Here is a 16,206-nt window from a genome sequence, read left to right on the forward strand (position 1 = left end):
CAAGATTATGCAGCAATTCCAAAGAGTACGTCCGCCGGCGAAAGTCGGGCCCGGCGTCGCCTGATTGCCGGCCATCTCTTGACGAAACCTTGACATTAGTGGGACCTAACATGCAATCAGACCCATGGGGTTGGCTCGACCCAGAGCACTCGACCGGTATGGATTCAGGCGGCGCAAGACCCGCAAACATGGTACCGCTACGTTCTGCCACAGGGAGATGGTCGCAATTCCTGCTTTTATTTCAGATAAAACTCAAGTTTGGAGCAAAGCACTCCTGACAACAGCTTTTTTTGAGCCTAAATTTCCGAATCACATCGAATGGCCATAGTCTGCCCTTCGATCACCTTCATAAAGTTTCGCGGCGAATGAACCTGGAGCAACAACCGATGACGACGGTCGAAAGACCCTGCAACGAGACGATCCGGCAGATTCTGCGCCGCATCCTCGAGAGCAAGGCTTTTGCACGTTCCGAACGCCTGCGCGCTTTTCTCGCCTATGTCGTCGACAAGGAGATGATCGGTGAAGGTCCGCAGTTGAAGGGCTACTCGATCGCCATCGACGTCTTCGATCGCCCCCAGGCGTTCAATGCCGACAGCGACCCCCTGGTGCGGGTGCATGCGGGCAAGTTGCGCAAATTGCTCAAGACCTACTACGAGACCGACGGCGCTAGAGACGAATGGCATCTGGTCATTCCCAAGGGCACCTATGTACCCGAATACAGCCGTGGACGGATCGATGCGGTTGGTGCTGCCGAGCCGCAAGCCCGTCAGCCGAAGCTGACGAGGAAGCGCCTTCCCGGCCAGAAGACAGCTTGGCCGCCGGCACCATTGTCTTCGCCGCTCGCCGTTTTGTCCGTGTTGCCGCTGCTCCTGTTTGCGCCCCTGCCCTCACCGGAAATGACGCTGGATATCGATGCGCAGGCGAAGCTGTTCAACGGCCGCTATGCGACCGAGCGTGTGCTGCCGTCGGTCAACGTCATTGTTTCGGGCGACCAGAACGGCGATATCAAGGCCTTCGCCACCGCCCTTCGCACCGCCGCACAGCGCCACAAGACGCTGGCGCGCGCCACCGATGGCGACACGGGACGGCCGGTGTCGCGCAATGCCGCGCTGTCGTTTTCGCTCGACCTGACCTGGTACGATGCGCCCGCAGCCGGTGTACGCGTGACCTTGAAGCATGACGGTGAAGGCGTGCCGCTGCGGCAGGATTTCATCACCATCGAGCGGTTGAAGAGCGAGCCGGACCTTTTGTTCGAAAGCATGTCGCTGGCATCGGAACTGTTCTCTCTGGATGGCGAGATCTACACCCACGCGAGCGAGGAACAGATCCAGAGCCCGCTGATGGATTGCATGACCGCGACCGCGCAATACCGCAAGCTGCTGACCCGCGACAGCTTCGAAAAGGCCTGGTCCTGCCAGCAGCAGCTGGCGCCCCTGCGCGGCGACGAGCCTCTCTTCATCCTCAGCGCCAAGAGCCCGCTAAAGGTCGTCGGACACTGACGAAAACCATGGTTCCGAGCGCCGGGAGGCGTTCGGCCGCCACCGCTCAAACCAGCATATCCCCTGCAATATTAAGGACTATTCATATATGCGATTCGCGTATACGGTGTAGTCATGCGTTGGGAATTGGTGCCTGGTTGCTCGTCAGGCAAGCACAATTGTCAGCAGTAATCGCGCCCTTGGCGCTGTGTGCCCCAGCCGAGCAGCAGGCGCCATCGTCGACTCCAGACGGTGGCTTCGGAGTGCGGATCCGTTCCGCTCCCGGTCACGGACGGTCGTGGCGGCGTCCTGATGCCTGCGGCATAATTCCGTAAATCGGCAGCGATATCGGGACCAATTATGCAGCAAATCGAAGCGTTACGACGACCTGCCCTCCCTTGATCGGGCGCGCGGCGCCGTAAACCGGGGACAATCGATATGCCGCGAGACCACTGGAAATACGAGGGCGTGCTGGCGGCGCCCGAACGTGTCGGCTACCTGCCAAAACTGCCGCTGCCCCACCACGACCCCTCAAGCCCGCTTGCAATCGCCGATATGGCCGATGCCTTCGGCGTCACCCACCGCACCCTGCATTTCTACGAGGAGAAGGGCCTGCTTATCGCCGCCCGCATGGGGCCGATGCGGGTCTATGGAGCGGACCATATCCGGCGCATGGCCGTCATCAACGCCTGCCGCGAAATCGACATGCCGATCGCCGCCATCCAGGAGCTGCTCTCGAGCCTCGCTGGAGCCGACGACCAGACCGAAGCCGACCGGCTGTTCAAGGAGGCGCTGCTGTCGCGGCGGCGGGAACTGGCCGCCCAGCAATCCAACCTGCGCCGACAGATGCAACGCATATCCGAACTCCTGGAAAGCGAAACAGAGAATGGCGAGCCCTCACCCGATGACGCCGCACACGTGCACCTCTCACCGATCGAAAGCGAGTGCCTGACCTTCATGGCCGAAGGCTATCCCGCCTCTCGCATCGCCCGGTTGATGGAGATGGATCTGGCGGCAGCCTTGACGCTCGAAGCCGGAATCATCCGCAAATTCAATGCCCATAACCGCTTCCAGGCCATCGCCAAGGCGGTGCTTTCGGGCATGATCGCCGCGGAATAAATGGGGTAAAGGCCCCGCGCCGGCGCCCCCAACTCGCCAGGGGATGGCGAGAAGCGTTGCCCACCGCGTGCCGAAGGCAAACGATTATCGGCCGTTTTCGCGGGACCATTCGGCTGCAATTCTCTGGCGGTCAGGGATAATATGATGTTCTCGGCGCCACCTGCATGGTACGAGGCGCCGAAACAACATGAACGAGACACCCCGATGCTTCCCTGGATCCAGCTAGACCGCGCAACCATTCCCGGCGATGGCGACGAGTTGCGCCTGAAGCAGCGCGGCAGCGAGTTTTCCATCATGCTCGGCTCGACCGAATTGATGAACAGCCGGTTGAGCGGCTCGGAAGAGGCGTTGGCGACGCTGAGCTATGAGCGGATCGCCGGCCGCAAGAATGCCAGCATGCTGATCGGCGGGCTCGGCATGGGGTTTACCTTGCGCGCCGCCCTCGGCGTCCTCCCGGACGATGCCAGAGTGGTCGTCGCCGAGCTCGTGCCTGCCGTGGTCGACTGGGCGCGCGGCCCGATGGCGGATCTGCACAAGGGCACGCTCGACGATCCCAGGGTCGAGATCCATGTCGGCGATGTCGGTGGGCTGATCCGTTCGAAATCGGCCGCTTACGATGCCATCCTGCTCGATGTCGACAATGGCCCCGACGGGTTGACGCGCCCTTCCAACGACAGCCTCTACAACCACACCGGCCTGCGTGCCGCCAAGGCTGCGTTGCGCGCCAACGGCGTGCTTGCCGTCTGGTCTTCGGCGCCGGATAGCGCTTTTACCCGCCGATTGCGCGAAGTCGGCTTTGCCACCGACGAGGTGAATGTGCGCGCAAATGGCAAACGTGGCGGCGCACGCCATGTGCTGTGGATGGCGACCAAGCGATAACCGTCAGGTTGCTGCCAGCCGTCCATTGCCAATCGGGCCCTACGACGGCGATGTCGGCGGAATAAATCTCGGTCGTCACACCTTGCGGAAGGCCCGGCTCGACACCGAGATCGGGTTGTCGCTTGGGTCCTTCGCGTTGGCGAACTGATAGCCGTCAGCCTGATGGATCGAGCCAAACACCAGCCCTTCGGCAGCGCAGCGCGCGCAGAACGCCTCGACATCCCTGACATCGAACACCAGCTTGACCAGCGACTGGCCGCGCCGCTGCCCCTTGGCGGCCGGGTGGACCATCAGGCTGGCGCCGCCTTGCCGGCAGATGAGCTCGACGATCCGGTCGCCGGGCTCCCGCGAAACCTCGAAACCGAAGTGCATCTCGTAGAAGCGAACGGTCGCCTCCACATCATGGGCGTAAAGGATGATCCGGTTGATCGGCACGGGGTCTCCTCCGCTCGAAGCCTCGGCGACCGCCCGAAGTCAGCGAACGATCGTCAGGCGTTCGGCCGCGCGGGTAATCGCGGTATAGAGCCAGCGCTCGCGGGTATCGCGGAAGGCCCAGCTCTCGTCGAACAAAACGACGTTGTTCCACTGCGAACCCTGCGCCTTGTGCACCGTCAGGGCATAGCCGAAGTCGAATTCGTCGTAGCGCTTGCGGGTCGTCCAGGGGATTTCGCCCTCGACCTCTTCGAAGGCCGCCTTCAACAGCTTGATCTTGGCCGCACCGCGATCCATGTCATCGTCTTCAGGGCGGATCATCAGGTTGATGCCGGGCTTCACCGTTTCCTTCGACGAACTCATGACCTGCCAGAGCGAGCCATTGAGCAGGCCCTTGGCCGGGTCGTTCCTGAGGCACACCAGCTTGTCGCCCGATTGCGGATACTCGCTGGTAAAGCCCTTGAGCTCGCGAAGCCGCTGGTTGTAGCGCCGCCTCGTCTTGTTGGTGCCGACCAGCACCTGGTCGGCCTCCAGCACCAGTTCCTGGTTGACCTGCCCGCGGCCGATGACCTGCGTGGTGCCGTAGTCGCCATGCGCGATCTCGTTGCCCTCGCGCACCTGCATCGCCAACCGGATGATCGGGTTGTCGCGCGCCTGGCGGTGGATGTCGGTGAGCAGGTAATCCGGCTCCTGGTTGGTGAAGTAGCCGCCGCCGGTAACGGGCGGAAGCTGGCCGGGATCGCCCAGAACCAGGATCGGCGTGCCAAAACTCATCAGGTCCTTGCCGAGCGCCTCGTCGACCATCGAGCATTCGTCGACGATGATCAGCGCCGCCTTGGCGACCGGGCTCTGGCGGTTGATCGAAAACATCGGCGCGATCGAGGTCTTGCCGGTTTCCTCGTCGGAAACCTCTTCCTCGCCGCGCGGCCGGTAAATCAGCGAATGGATGGTCTTGGCGTTGCTCGCCCCCTTGGAGCGCAGAACCTGGGCGGCCTTGCCGGTAAAGGCGGCAAACAGCACGTCGCCATCGACATGTTCGGCGAAATGGCGCGCAAGCGTCGTCTTGCCGGTGCCGGCATAACCGAACAGCCGGAAGAGCGGCGAGCGGCCTTCCTTCAACCATTGCGAAACGGCCTTGAGGGCCTCGTCCTGTTGCGGAGCAAATTGCATGACGCGAAGTGTCAGGATTCGGGGTGCACAAGCAAGCCCGGATTTCCGGCCGGCAGCCGGCGGCTGCACTCTGAGCGGCCCCGATCGCCAATTCCTGCACCGGATCGCCCGGATATCGCGGGTCTATCCGACGTCCGGGTGCACGGCGACACATCACGACTGCCCAACGCAATGGCAACGCCCCGGTACTGTTCGACCTGAGATCTCGATCTCCCGCCGTCTCGGCTGTGGCCATTTCTTGCCCTGTGGGCTGCCTGCCGCTTGAATGCCCGCGCGCAATGCTGCTAACGAGCGGTTGCGCGGCATATCGCCCCATCGACGGGGCTGTCCGCGCCAAACTGATCAGGCACGCGCGAACGCGCAAAGCTCCTGAAGCAATGCCGGAGAATGCCCTTGAAGCCCGACCAGCCCGCCATGCCCACCCCTTCGGCACCCGTCGGCATCGGCCGGCTCGCACCGGCGCTGCAGTGGTTGCTTCTCACGCTGGTCTCCCTGGTCTTTACCGTGGCCCTCGAACTGATCGGCATCCCCGCCGGCTTGCTGATGGGGCCGATGTTCGCGGCCGTCCTCTTCGGCATGAACGGCAGCACCATCCGCTTGCCCAAGCAGGTGTATTTCTGCGTGCAGTTCATTCTGGCAATGATGATCGCCGGCGCGATGACGCCGGGCATGCTCGGCACTTTTTCCGGCAACTGGCCGCTGTTCCTCAGCGTCATTCTTTCCGTCATCGCCGTCAGCACGCTGTGCGGCTGGGTGATCACCCGCATGCGCATCCTGCCGGGCACGACCGCGATCTGGGGCTCGTCGGCGGGCGCTGCCTCCACCATGCTGATGATGGCGGACGCCTACGGCGCCGATGCGCGCCTCGTCGCCTTCATGCAGTATCTGCGCGTCATCTTCGTGGCCAGCACCGCGACCATGGTCGCCCATCTCTGGGTCACCGGCACCGAGGCCGAAACCACGATCGTCTGGTTCGAGCCGGTCTCTGTGCTTCCCTTCCTGACAACGCTTGCCGTCGGGCTTGGCGCCGCCTTTGCCGGCCGGATGCTGCGCGTGCCGGCCGGCGCATTCCTGATGCCGTTTCTCGTCGGCGCGGTGCTCAATGTCAGCGGCGTCATGACCACCGAGCTGCCGCAATGGCTGCTGGCGCTCTGTTATGGTCTGCTCGGCTGGAACATCGGCCTCGGTTTCACCCGCTCGATCCTTGCCCATGCCCGCCGCGCCCTGGTGCCGACGGTGATCTCGATCGTCGTGCTGATCTCGTTTTCCGGTCTGCTCGCCCTCATCTTGATCAAGGTGGCCGGCATCGATCCGCTGACGGCCTATCTCGCCACCAGCCCGGGTGGCCTCGATTCCATCGCGGTGATCGCGGCCTCCAGCAATGTCGACCTCTCCTTCGTCATGGCGCTGCAGTCCGCCCGCCTGATGATCATCACCATGATCGGCCCGGCGCTCGCCCGCTTCGTCGCGGATCGCGCCTGAGCGCGGCCAGCATCGTCGCCTTCAAGAAAATCACGACGATGCAACACATCCGGGAATAATCGCCACCCTCCTCGTGTCTCATGTTCGGAAACGCACCCCGCGCACTCCATCAGAAACAACTTGAGGAAGGAAAGCTCCCATGAGACCGTTACCCCTAGCGATTGCTATTTCTCTTGTCGCCGGCGTCGCCTTTGCGGCACCGCCGGTCAAGACAGTCGAAACGGCGAAGGGCAATGTGCTCGCCGCCGCCAACGGCATGACGCTTTATACGTTCAAGAACGACAAGAAGGGCGAGTCCAGCTGCTACGATTCCTGCGCCACCAACTGGCCGCCGTTCATGGTCGAAGGCGATGCCAAGGCCGAGGGAGCCTTTACGATCGTCGAGCGCAAGGACGGAGCCAAGCAATGGGCGAAGGACGGCATGCCGCTGTACTTCTGGATCAAGGACAAGAAGATGGGTGACGCGACCGGCGATGGCGTAAAGGGCGTCTGGGATGTCGTCAAGCCGTGACCGCATGAGCGAGGGTGCGGAGGCGAATGCCGCCGCGCCCGACCGGTTCGAGGAGGACGTGCTGGCGCTGATGCCGGCGCTTCGGCGCTATTCGCGCAGCCTCGTGCGTTCGGATCCGGATGGTGAAGACCTGCTGCAGGATTGTGTAGAGAAGGTTCTGGCGCGCCGCGCCCAGTGGCGCGGGGTCAACCTGCGCGCCTGGGCCTTCACCATCATGACCAATCTCAGCCGCAACCGGCACCGCCACACGGCGCTCCACCCGCAGGTCGAACTCGACGACGACCTCGGACTGCAGGCCGAAACCTATGAGAGCGATCCGCTAGAGCGCTCGCGGCTGGAGCGCGCGCTCAACGGGCTTTCGGCGGAAAACCGCTCGGTGCTGATGCTCGTGGTGATCGAGGGATACCGATACCAGGATGTGGCCGACATGCTGGCCATACCGATCGGCACGGTGATGTCGCGGCTGTCGCGCGCGCGCCACCAGCTTGCCGAAGCGATGAAGGACGACAACGTGATCAGCATGCGGAGACCGAAATGACGGACGAATTGAACACCGTCTCCGAAGACGACCTCAACGCCTATGTCGACGGCTTCCTGAGCGAGGCGGACCGGGCGCGGGTCGAGCAATGGCTCGAGCGCAATCCGGCGCGCGCCGAAGACGTTCGCCAATGGCAGGCCCAGGCAACCGAGCTTCGTGCCATGTTCTCCCCCTATGCCCGCAGCGACGAGCGCGACCGCGCGTTGCTGTCAGCCACAAATGTCAGCGAGGTTGCCACTTCGGGCGATCGCTGGACCGAACGCCTTGGCAGCCGTATTGCCGCCGGTCTCCTGCTTTTTGCCGCCGGCGCCCTCACCGGGCTCTATGCTCCGCATATCCTTACGCCCCAGCGGTCAGAGCAAGTTGCCCAGGTAGCGGAAAGCCTGCCGCGCCAGGCGCAATCGGCATTTCTCATCTATGCGAGCGAAGTGCGCCACGCCGTTGAGGTCGGGCCGGACCAGCAGACCCACCTTGCCAACTGGCTCGGCAAGCGCCTCGATCATCCGCTCAACATCCCCGATCTGTCGAGCCTCGGCTTTTCACTCGTCGGCGGCCGGCTGCTGCCGGTCAATGGCAAGGCGGGCGCGCTGTTCATGTATGAGGATGCAAGCGGCCAGCGGCTGACGGTTCTGCTCGGCCGCAATCCCGACAACCGCGAGACGAGCTTCCGCATCGACAGCAGCGGTGGCGTCGAGACCTTCTACTGGATCGACGGCCCGATCGGCTACGCCGTCACCGGCGAAGTGCCGCGCGCGCTTCTGCAGAAAGTCGCCGACGAATGCTACCGCCAGTTCGAGAAGCCGGCTGCGTCCTGAACGCAGTTCGTTCGCCGGCGTCCGGGAGGATCGCACATTTGGCGGCAGCGCCCGGAACTAAGGTTCGCTGCACGCCGTGTTCGGTCAATGGCTTGAGCCTTCAGCGGCACCGGGTATAGATCCGCCCGTAGGCATCGACAACCTGCACGCAGCCGGGCGCGTAGACCGTCGCGCCCACCGCAGCTCCCGCTGCAATTGTCCGGCGTGTCGTGCGGCGCGCCACTCCGGCGTAGCTGACCGGCGTCAGCGGGCGTCCGACAATGGCCTGGGCTTCGGAGATGAAGGAGCCGGTTCCATCCGTCGGAATATCGCCCAGGAGCATCGCGGCAATACCGATTGCCAGGGCGGCTAGTCTTGCATAGCGGGTCATTGGCTGCCTCCTTCGGGAACTTCATCTATATGGGGCATCGCCTTCGCATCCACCCGTTTGCTGTCGGCCGGCGGTGCGAACTTGAAGTCATTCTTCGCCTCTCCACTCCAGGAATTGATGACGAGCGTGTACTGCGGCGCCTGCCCCACAGCCTTGGAGGTGATGACATACTTGCAAGGGATTGGTTCCGGCCCGGTGCGCACCCACAACTGCCAATCCGTATCGGCGTTACGGAAGGCGAGGTGCTCGCACTCGATTCCGCCAACCACACCGGTGCCTATATGCTTGGCATCGATGATGCCGGCATTGAGCGCATCGTAGACGTTGGACAGAAGCAGGTCGGCTCCAGGCAACGCCTGGCCATCTGCTTCAAGCTTCGAAACAAGCTCGTCGAGCGTACCGGGCATGTCGGCCTGCATGAACACTTTGGCGTTCTTCGCGTGAACGGTCATCTGCTTGCCGTCGAAAAACATCTCGACATCGGCGAAACCGCCTGTGCGGGCAGCATAAACCTTGTCCGGGCGGCTGACGGACACCTCACCCGAACTTGCGAACTGAACCTTCTGCATTTCGGGCGTCACAACCTCGATGTCGGAGTTGAAGGTTGCGGTAAAGGCCTGCTGTTTCGCCAGGTAATCCGACATGGATTTCAGAATGGCGCGGGCATTATCCTCCGCATGCGCAGCAGGCACGAACAGTGCCAAGACGAGTATTCCTGTTGCTAGTCGACTTTCGGCTCTCATGGTTTCCTCCACCATTGAAACGGCCTGAATGGACTCAATCGCTGGGACTTTGCATGGATGGTCTTGAGCAGCTTGCCGGTCGGGAGCGATGTCAGGACGGCCGGCGTCTGATCGCGCAATTCGATGGGATGTGAACAGTCTGCAACCTCATCCCCGCGAGTGATCATCGTTGACAAAATCGCGTTCGCCAACATCTTTTCCGCGCCATCGTTCAAGCGCCGGATTGCATTGGTTTCTTTTTTCCATCGGCACGGGTTATCGGGCGCATACCCAGGGCTGCGCAGTCGCCCTTGGCGTTGCGGTCATCTATGAATGCACTGCCCTTGCGCTATCGGCGTCGAGCTCTCAGCAACCCATCCGGCTCCCAAAACGGCCCGGCACAAGGAATGAGCCCGCCGATCAGCCCACGCCTGGCCGCGCTGACTGGATTTGCATAGTCCGTGACTGCCTGCTTGGGTCGGACGCTGCGTGCCAGCATGGGCGCACCCCGGCCGCTACCGCAGCGGATCGTTCTCAATGAGGATCGGATGCCCGTGCGGCGTCGCTTCGGCCGCGCGCTGCCAGCGCTGCGTCAGATGCTCCAACTCGCCACCGGATACGATCGAAAGCTCGGTGACAAGCCGCGATAGCGCCGCCACCCAACAATCGAAATAGTCGCTGGCATCCGCCTTGCGGCCGGGCTTGTAGAGTTCGGCCGAAAGCGCCTCGGCCCATTCCGGCCAGGAGAACACGCCCTTTTCGTGCAGCCGCACTGTCATGGCGAAGGCAGAGGCCTGCCATGGCTCGGCGAAAACAGGATCGCCCTCCGGCGATTTCGGCAGCTCTGCGGAAGCAACCAGTGGCGACGCCACCTTACACATGTTCAAGATAGCTCTCCCAGGCATCGATCGAGACCGTCAGCGTCGGGTCGGCGCCCTCGCCCCAGATCTCACCCCCGTCGAACACCACGGTATAGAGCCACTGCGCGCTCTCGCCGCGGCCATGTGCATTGTCGTCAGGAAAGACGAAGGAGCCCTGCACCGCCTCGATCGTGCCGACCTTGGCACGCGCATAGCGCGGCAGCCGCGTATGGGTCGTCGGATTGAAATTCTTCGTGCGCACCCGTTCGCCGACGACGAAGCCCGGGCGCTGATCGACCGGGCGGTCGCAGGGGCCGCCCTTGGCAAGCACGCCCGGCACCATCTCGGCCTTCAGCACGCGCTTGGGTGCCGCACCTTTTTCGAGCATGTGGCCGCCGTCGAGCTCGGCCTGGGTGACGAAGCCGTGGCGCTTCAAAAGCGTTTCCAGCGCCCGCGTCCAGATCTCGTAATAGCTTGCCGAGAGATAGGTCTCCGGGGCCAGATTTTCGCGCGCATGCCGGCTCTCGTCGATCGTCCAGGCGCCGAATGCGCCGCAGGAAAGCGTCACGCCAAGCGCCCGCTTTTCCCATTCGGCGTGAAAATAGGGTTCGTTCGGCTCGGGCGCGACAGGCCCCATGCCATGCTGACCGCCGAGATCGTGCGGGCCGTTCATCGCAGCACCTCCGGGGAAAGGGCAAGCCCGGTGCCGATCATCGCGTCACGGGTCACGAGGTCCGCAAGCTGCTCCTCGTCAAGGCCGTCGGTCCCTGCAGGCCGCACCGGCACCACGAGATAGCGCAGCTCCGCCGTCGAATCCCAGACGCGGATGCGGGTTTCGTCTGACAGCGTCAGCCCGAATTCCGCCAGCACCCCGCGCGGGTCGATGACCGCACGCGAGCGATAGGGCGGCGCCTTGTACCAGACCGGCGGCAGGCCGAGAACCGACCAGGGGTAACAGGAGCAGAGCGTGCAGACGACAAGATTGTGGGTGTCTGCAGTGTTGAACACGGCACGCATGTGCTCGCCCTGCCGGCCGGTATAGCCGAGGCTGGCGATTGCCGCCGTTGCGTCACGCTTCAGCCAGTCGGCAAATTCGGCATCGCTCCAGGCCTTGGCGACGACACGGGCGCCATTGCGCGGGCCGATCTTGGTCTCGTAGGTCTCGACGATGGCATCGATCGCCGCCGGGTCGATCAGCCCCTTCTCCGTCAGCACCGTTTCCAGCGCCTTTACCCGCGCTTCCATGTCGGTGAAATGGTTGTCGTGGTGATGGTCGTGATCATGGTGATCGTGGCCATGATGGTGTTCGGACATTGCCTGGCTCCTCGCAGCACGGCGCCCCGCGGCCACGCCGATGGCGCCGCTGCCTCCCTGAGGCAACAGTCGTAGCGAATAAACGCCGATTTCGAAATCGATTTTACCAGCGGCCGTGGGCCAGAATTGTCACCGTAACAAGTCCGGTTCGACATGGTCCTGCCACCCAAGCCAACCCGACGACCTCGACCGCAAGTCATCATCAAGCAAGCGACGACGAGATGATTGCAATCCGCGGCCGTCACAAGTCCAAGGTTGCGTTAAGGTCTTCGCACGCCCGGTGATTCGACGCGACGACCCTCCAGTGGCGGCGGATTCGGGACGAGGCATGAGGGAACGGACAGCGGATGACGACACCAATCGAAAGTGCTTTCCCATCCCGTGCGATCAGGATCGTTGCGCCGTCGTTTTCCCTTGGCTTCTTTTTCTTGCTACTGGCACTTTTCCCGTTGCCGTTCGCAGTCGGGCTGCTGCGGCTGCCGATCGACGAGATCAGGCGCGATTACGCCATCAGCCAGAATCCCGTTCTCGTCAGCGGCGCGGAGATTTGCACGGTCGATTGCGTGCGTGGCAGCGGCGAGCCGCCGCTCTGCAAAACGCAGGTTCGCTTTCAGCACGATGGCAGGCCCGAAGAGCATGTCTTGAGCACCCGTTCGGTCGGCCCACCCGGCACTTGCCGGCAGGGCAACATTACCATCGCCGGCGACAACCCCGAGCATATCAGCCTCACCCATGATTATCGCAGCATCATGCGGTCGACTGCGCAGCGACTTATCCTCGGCGCCGGCCTTGCGCTGTTCAGTCTCGTCATGTTGCTCAATGCTATGCCCATTTTCCTTGCTCGCCGCGTGGCCGGCCGGCAGTATCTGCTGAAACCGGTCATCGTCGATCTCAGCGGCAGCCAGGTGCTGCGCTACACGACGAGCCTTCCCTTGGCGCGCGGTGCGATCAAGACAGCCTATACCCGGATGAAACCGGGCGAGCACCCGCTGTACCTCCGGCCGACCGGCGACAACGGAACGTTGCCGGCAACCGCCTTTGCCGGTCACGACTACCCCGCCCTTGCCGTTGTCGCCGAAGGCGTGTCGTTGCCGATCCTGCTTGACGACAAGCTCACCCGGCTAGATCTGAGCGAGCCGGAGCGCAAGCTCATTCGAGCGGCCATCGACGAAACCATCGGGCAGTCCGACGGAGACATCGTAACCCCTGCTTCGGTGCGGGAGAGGCTCATCCGGCCTTTGTTGAGACGCAAGCCCCTCGATGGACCGCGATTGTCGCCAAAATGGGCATACCGGCTTGCCATTAGCGGGGCCGCTGCGGTCGCGATTCTGCTCCTTATCATATCGCCCTGGCTCGACGTTTTCGGCGACTGAAGACCTAGCCATGTCCGCATGGGCCATGGAATGGCGCCAGCTCGGCGCGGCGAACGCCTTCCCTTGCGTCCTTCAGCAAGACGGAACCCATTCAACGCGTGAAGCTACGCTGCACATTTCGAATGTTCCGGCTACCTTCGATTGTCAATTGTAACCCGCGGCCCTCTAATCTGATGCCATGAAAATTCTGATTCTCGGCGCCACCGGCTTCATCGGCTCGGCCATCCTCGATCGACTGAAAAGCGACCGACATGCGGTGACCGGCCTTGGCCGCAATGTCGGCCGCGCCCGTCTGAGGATGCCCGATGCACAGTGGCTTTCGACCGATCTTGCGACCATGCGCACGCCTGAGGATTGGCAGCCCCTCGTCGCAGGCCACGACGTGGTGGTCAATTGCGCCGGCGCGCTTCAGGACGGGCTTTCAGACGATGTAGCCGCAACTCAGGAAGCGGCAATGCTGGCGCTCTATGTCGCCGCCAAAAACAAGCCGTCGATGCGCATCGTGCAGATTTCAGCCCCTCGCGGCGGTGCCGGCGCGGAGCGAGCCTTTCTCGCCACCAAGTTTCGCGCCGATGACGCACTTGCCGCAAGCAGCATATCGCATGTCATCCTGCGCCCGGCACTCGTGCTCGGCCGCAACGCCCATGGCGGCTCGGCGCTCATCAGGGCGTTTGCCGCCCTGCCCCTGGCGATCCCGCTCGTCCATTCGGATGCCCGCGTCGAGACGGTTGCCTTGAGCGATGTCACGGAAGCCGTCAGCGCCGCGGTCGCCGATCTCCTGCCCGATCGAAGCGACCTCGTGCTCGGCAACAGCGAGCGACTGACGCTTGGCGAACTTGTGGCGCTCCATAGTGGCTGGCTCGGTCTGCCCGCCGCCCGCATCGTGGCGCTGCCGGCTGCCTTTGCCGCGCCGGCCGGCTTCGTTGCCGACATCGCCGGACGCCTCGGCTGGCGCTCGCCGCTGCGCTCGACGGCGCTTGCCGTCATGGCCGGCGGCGTCGGTGCGGCACCGGATCAAGGCAACCGTGCGGCGATCCCGTTGCTCTCGGCCAGGCAGACGCTTTCGGCCAACCCGGCAGGGGTGCAGGATCTCTGGTTTGCCCGGCTCTATCTCCTGAAGCCGCTGATGATCACAGGGCTTTCGGCGTTCTGGCTGCTGTCAGGCTTGATCCCGCTTCTCGACCTCGATGCCGCCCGGCAGCACTTCCTGCGGTTCATGGGCGAAGGACCGGCGACATCGTTGACGCTCCTGACCTGCCTTGCCGATATCGTGCTCGGCATCGCAGTGCTCGTCCGCCCCTACGCCAAACGGGCTCTCGTCGGCATGCTTGCACTGACCGCAGCCTATCTCGTCTCTGCAACCCTCGTGGAACCTCAGCTCTGGGCCGATCCGCTCGGGCCGCTGGTCAAGGTGCTGCCGTCGATCCTGCTTTCGCTCGCCACTCTCGCCATCCTGGATGAACGCTGATGCTGTCGGACGATCTCCTGCGCCTTGCCCATGTCATCGGCGCCACCGTGCTCTTCGGCACCGGTGCAGGCATTGCTTTTTTCATGGTGATGGCACGCCGGACCCGCGATGCGCGGCTGATCGCCCATGTTGCAGGCACGGTGGTCGTTGCTGATACGGTCTTCACCGCCACCGCCGTGGTGTTTCAGCCGATCACCGGCTATCTGCTGGCGACAGGGGTCGGCTGGTCGCTCAGCGAAGGCTGGATCGCGCTGTCGCTGATCCTCTATGTCATCACCGGCCTGTTCTGGCTTCCCGTGGTCTGGATCCAGATCCGGCTACGCAATCTGGCGCGGCTGGCCGTGGCAGAAAATACCCCGCTGCCGGCGGCCTTCGATCGCCTCTATGCCATCTGGTTTGCCTGCGGCTTCCCGGCTTTCTTTGCCGTCATCGGCATCTTCTGGCTGATGCTGGCAAAGCCGCAGTTCCAACTATTTTAGCATCGGCCACAGGCTGACGACGAGCAGCACCGCCATGGTGATGTTGAACCATTTCAGCCGTGCTGGTTCCGACAGCCATTGCCTGAGCGCTGAGCCGAAGCCGGCCCAGGTGGAGACGCTCGGCACGTTGACCAGTGCAAAGACGAGGCCGACGACAAGCACGCTCATGAGGTAGTTCGCGCCGCCCGTATAGGTCGCCATGGCCGAGACGGCCATGACCCAGGCCTTGGGGTTGACCCATTGGAATGCGGCGGCAGAAAGGAAGCTCATCGGCGCGGCACCGGCCTTGCCTTCGCCAAGGGAGCGCGAGGTGCCGATCTTCCAGGCGATCCACACGAGGTAGGCGCCGCCGGCAAATTTCAGGACGGTGTAAAGCAATGGCACCGAATGCAGGAGCGCGCCGAGCCCCAGGCCGACGGCGATCAGCAGCGAGAAGAACCCGGCGCCGATGCCCAGCATATGCGGGATGGTGCGCACGAAGCCGAAGTTCACGCCCGAGGCAAACAGCATCATGTTGTTCGGACCCGGCGTGATCGACGTCGTGAATGCGAACAGAAACAGCGCCAGAAGCGTATCGGCCTGCATGGTCTTTCTCCAGTTGAATTAGGTCAACATAGTTGACCTAATTCCGACGCGAAGCCGGATATTTGTCACGGTGACAAGATCGAGGGACAACTTGTGCGATGCAAGCCTGCCTGGGCCGGAAATTGCAATGGCAGCGCCGTTGGCTATAAACATTCCGCCCGCTTGATTTTGGAGGAGGTGCAGCATGGACCGGTTCACGGGCGGTTGCCGGTGCGGCAAGGTGCGGATCGTGGCGTCGGGTCGTCCTTATCGGGTGGGGCTTTGCCACTGCCTCGACTGCCGCAAGCATCATGGCGCCCTGTTTCACGCCTCCGCAATTTTTCCGGAGCATGCCGTAGCGATCGATGGCGAAACACGCGATTACGCCGGCCGGTTTTTCTGTCCCCGCTGCGGCTCGCCCGTTTTCTCGCGCTCTGCGGACGAAATCGAAGTGAACCTCGGATCCCTGGATGCACCGGACCAGCTGACGCCGACCTATGAACTCTGGACAATCCGTCGCGAATCCTGGCTACCGCCGTTTCCGCTCATGAGGCGATACGAGCGCGATCGTGACGAGACCAGCCGCTTCGAGGACCAGACTTAGATCGAACAGGGACTTATCCGCCCGACCC

Annotated in this window: 19 protein-coding genes; 11 read left to right on the top strand and 8 right to left on the bottom strand. The window is 63.0% G+C overall.

Annotated features, from left to right (window positions below; translation table 11 throughout):
* Nucleotides 1–386: 386 nt before the first annotated feature.
* The 3 genes from LPJGGPFB_RS14395 (at nucleotide 387) to LPJGGPFB_RS14405 (ending at nucleotide 3,476) form a co-directional block, all read left to right on the top strand.
* Nucleotides 387–1,499, top strand: coding sequence for a hypothetical protein (locus LPJGGPFB_RS14395; protein ID WP_173420524.1), 1,113 nt, complete (start codon nucleotides 387–389; stop codon nucleotides 1,497–1,499).
* A gap of 417 nt (nucleotides 1,500–1,916) precedes the next feature.
* Nucleotides 1,917–2,597, top strand: a complete 681-nt coding sequence (locus LPJGGPFB_RS14400; protein WP_173420525.1) for a MerR family transcriptional regulator — start codon at nucleotides 1,917–1,919, stop codon at nucleotides 2,595–2,597.
* A gap of 204 nt (nucleotides 2,598–2,801) precedes the next feature.
* Nucleotides 2,802–3,476 (top strand): spermine/spermidine synthase domain-containing protein, encoded by a 675-nt coding sequence (locus LPJGGPFB_RS14405; protein ID WP_173420526.1) that lies wholly within the window; start codon nucleotides 2,802–2,804, stop codon nucleotides 3,474–3,476.
* Nucleotides 3,477–3,551: 75 nt separating this feature from the next.
* Here the strand turns inward: LPJGGPFB_RS14405 and LPJGGPFB_RS14410 are convergent, their stop codons facing one another.
* Together LPJGGPFB_RS14410 and LPJGGPFB_RS14415 are read right to left on the bottom strand one after the other, a co-directional pair.
* Complete coding sequence (locus tag LPJGGPFB_RS14410; RefSeq protein ID WP_173420527.1) at nucleotides 3,552–3,911, bottom strand: VOC family protein; 360 nt, start codon at nucleotides 3,909–3,911, stop codon at nucleotides 3,552–3,554.
* A 39-nt stretch (nucleotides 3,912–3,950) separates the two neighbouring features.
* Nucleotides 3,951–5,078, bottom strand: coding sequence for an ATP-dependent DNA helicase (locus LPJGGPFB_RS14415; protein WP_173420528.1), 1,128 nt, complete (start codon nucleotides 5,076–5,078; stop codon nucleotides 3,951–3,953).
* Nucleotides 5,079–5,471: 393 nt separating this feature from the next.
* On the opposite strand from LPJGGPFB_RS14415, the gene LPJGGPFB_RS14420 reads away from it, so the two are divergent.
* The 4 genes from LPJGGPFB_RS14420 (at nucleotide 5,472) to LPJGGPFB_RS14435 (ending at nucleotide 8,424) form a co-directional block, all read left to right on the top strand.
* A complete protein-coding gene (locus LPJGGPFB_RS14420; protein ID WP_173420529.1) occupies nucleotides 5,472–6,560 on the top strand; it encodes an AbrB family transcriptional regulator in 1,089 nt (362 codons plus the stop codon).
* Nucleotides 6,561–6,699: 139 nt separating this feature from the next.
* Nucleotides 6,700–7,071 (top strand): COG4315 family predicted lipoprotein, encoded by a 372-nt coding sequence (locus tag LPJGGPFB_RS14425; RefSeq protein ID WP_173420530.1) that lies wholly within the window; start codon nucleotides 6,700–6,702, stop codon nucleotides 7,069–7,071.
* Nucleotides 7,055–7,609: an RNA polymerase sigma factor gene (locus tag LPJGGPFB_RS14430; RefSeq protein ID WP_173420531.1), complete on the top strand. Its 555-nt coding sequence runs from the start codon at nucleotides 7,055–7,057 to the stop codon at nucleotides 7,607–7,609. The genes LPJGGPFB_RS14425 and LPJGGPFB_RS14430 overlap by 17 nt, the downstream gene beginning before the upstream one ends.
* Complete coding sequence (locus tag LPJGGPFB_RS14435) at nucleotides 7,606–8,424, top strand: anti-sigma factor family protein (RefSeq protein ID WP_173420532.1); 819 nt, start codon at nucleotides 7,606–7,608, stop codon at nucleotides 8,422–8,424. Before LPJGGPFB_RS14430 ends, LPJGGPFB_RS14435 begins: the two co-directional genes overlap by 4 nt.
* A 100-nt stretch (nucleotides 8,425–8,524) precedes the next feature.
* Here the strand turns inward: LPJGGPFB_RS14435 and LPJGGPFB_RS14440 are convergent, their stop codons facing one another.
* From LPJGGPFB_RS14440 to nthA, 5 genes are all read right to left on the bottom strand, one after another.
* Nucleotides 8,525–8,794, bottom strand: coding sequence for a hypothetical protein (locus tag LPJGGPFB_RS14440; RefSeq protein WP_173420533.1), 270 nt, complete (start codon nucleotides 8,792–8,794; stop codon nucleotides 8,525–8,527).
* Nucleotides 8,791–9,498 carry a DUF2092 domain-containing protein gene (locus tag LPJGGPFB_RS14445; RefSeq protein ID WP_234902816.1) on the bottom strand — a complete coding sequence of 236 codons (708 nt, stop codon included), beginning with the start codon at nucleotides 9,496–9,498 and terminating at the stop codon, nucleotides 8,791–8,793. The genes LPJGGPFB_RS14440 and LPJGGPFB_RS14445 overlap by 4 nt, the downstream gene beginning before the upstream one ends.
* A 533-nt stretch (nucleotides 9,499–10,031) precedes the next feature.
* Complete coding sequence (locus LPJGGPFB_RS14450; RefSeq protein ID WP_173421048.1) at nucleotides 10,032–10,397, bottom strand: nitrile hydratase accessory protein; 366 nt, start codon at nucleotides 10,395–10,397, stop codon at nucleotides 10,032–10,034.
* Entirely contained in the window at nucleotides 10,390–11,049 is a 660-nt protein-coding gene (gene nthB / locus LPJGGPFB_RS14455) for a nitrile hydratase subunit beta (RefSeq protein WP_173420534.1), read from the bottom strand. The genes LPJGGPFB_RS14450 and nthB overlap by 8 nt, the downstream gene beginning before the upstream one ends.
* On the bottom strand, nucleotides 11,046–11,690 hold the full coding sequence (gene nthA, locus LPJGGPFB_RS14460; RefSeq protein WP_173420535.1) for a nitrile hydratase subunit alpha: 645 nt from the start codon (nucleotides 11,688–11,690) through the stop codon (nucleotides 11,046–11,048). The genes nthB and nthA overlap by 4 nt, the downstream gene beginning before the upstream one ends.
* Before the next feature lie 347 nt (nucleotides 11,691–12,037).
* On the opposite strand from nthA, the gene LPJGGPFB_RS14465 reads away from it, so the two are divergent.
* From LPJGGPFB_RS14465 to LPJGGPFB_RS14475, 3 genes are all read left to right on the top strand, one after another.
* Nucleotides 12,038–13,063, top strand: coding sequence for a hypothetical protein (locus tag LPJGGPFB_RS14465; protein WP_173420536.1), 1,026 nt, complete (start codon nucleotides 12,038–12,040; stop codon nucleotides 13,061–13,063).
* Nucleotides 13,064–13,241: 178 nt separating this feature from the next.
* Entirely contained in the window at nucleotides 13,242–14,531 is a 1,290-nt protein-coding gene (locus tag LPJGGPFB_RS14470) for an SDR family oxidoreductase (protein ID WP_173420537.1), read from the top strand.
* Complete coding sequence (locus LPJGGPFB_RS14475) at nucleotides 14,531–15,010, top strand: DUF2269 family protein (protein WP_427858067.1); 480 nt, start codon at nucleotides 14,531–14,533, stop codon at nucleotides 15,008–15,010. Before LPJGGPFB_RS14470 ends, LPJGGPFB_RS14475 begins: the two co-directional genes overlap by 1 nt.
* Here the strand turns inward: LPJGGPFB_RS14475 and LPJGGPFB_RS14480 are convergent.
* Nucleotides 15,002–15,595, bottom strand: coding sequence for a LysE family translocator (locus LPJGGPFB_RS14480; protein ID WP_173420538.1), 594 nt, complete (start codon nucleotides 15,593–15,595; stop codon nucleotides 15,002–15,004). The genes LPJGGPFB_RS14475 and LPJGGPFB_RS14480 overlap by 9 nt on opposite strands.
* Before the next feature lie 184 nt (nucleotides 15,596–15,779).
* Between LPJGGPFB_RS14480 and LPJGGPFB_RS14485 the strand changes: the two genes are divergently transcribed.
* Entirely contained in the window at nucleotides 15,780–16,178 is a 399-nt protein-coding gene (locus LPJGGPFB_RS14485; protein WP_173420539.1) for a GFA family protein, read from the top strand.
* Nucleotides 16,179–16,206: the final 28 nt, after the last annotated feature.

Origin of the sequence: Ensifer adhaerens (genome assembly GCF_013283195.1) — a bacterium.
Classification (GTDB): domain Bacteria; phylum Pseudomonadota; class Alphaproteobacteria; order Rhizobiales; family Rhizobiaceae; genus Ensifer; species Ensifer adhaerens_G.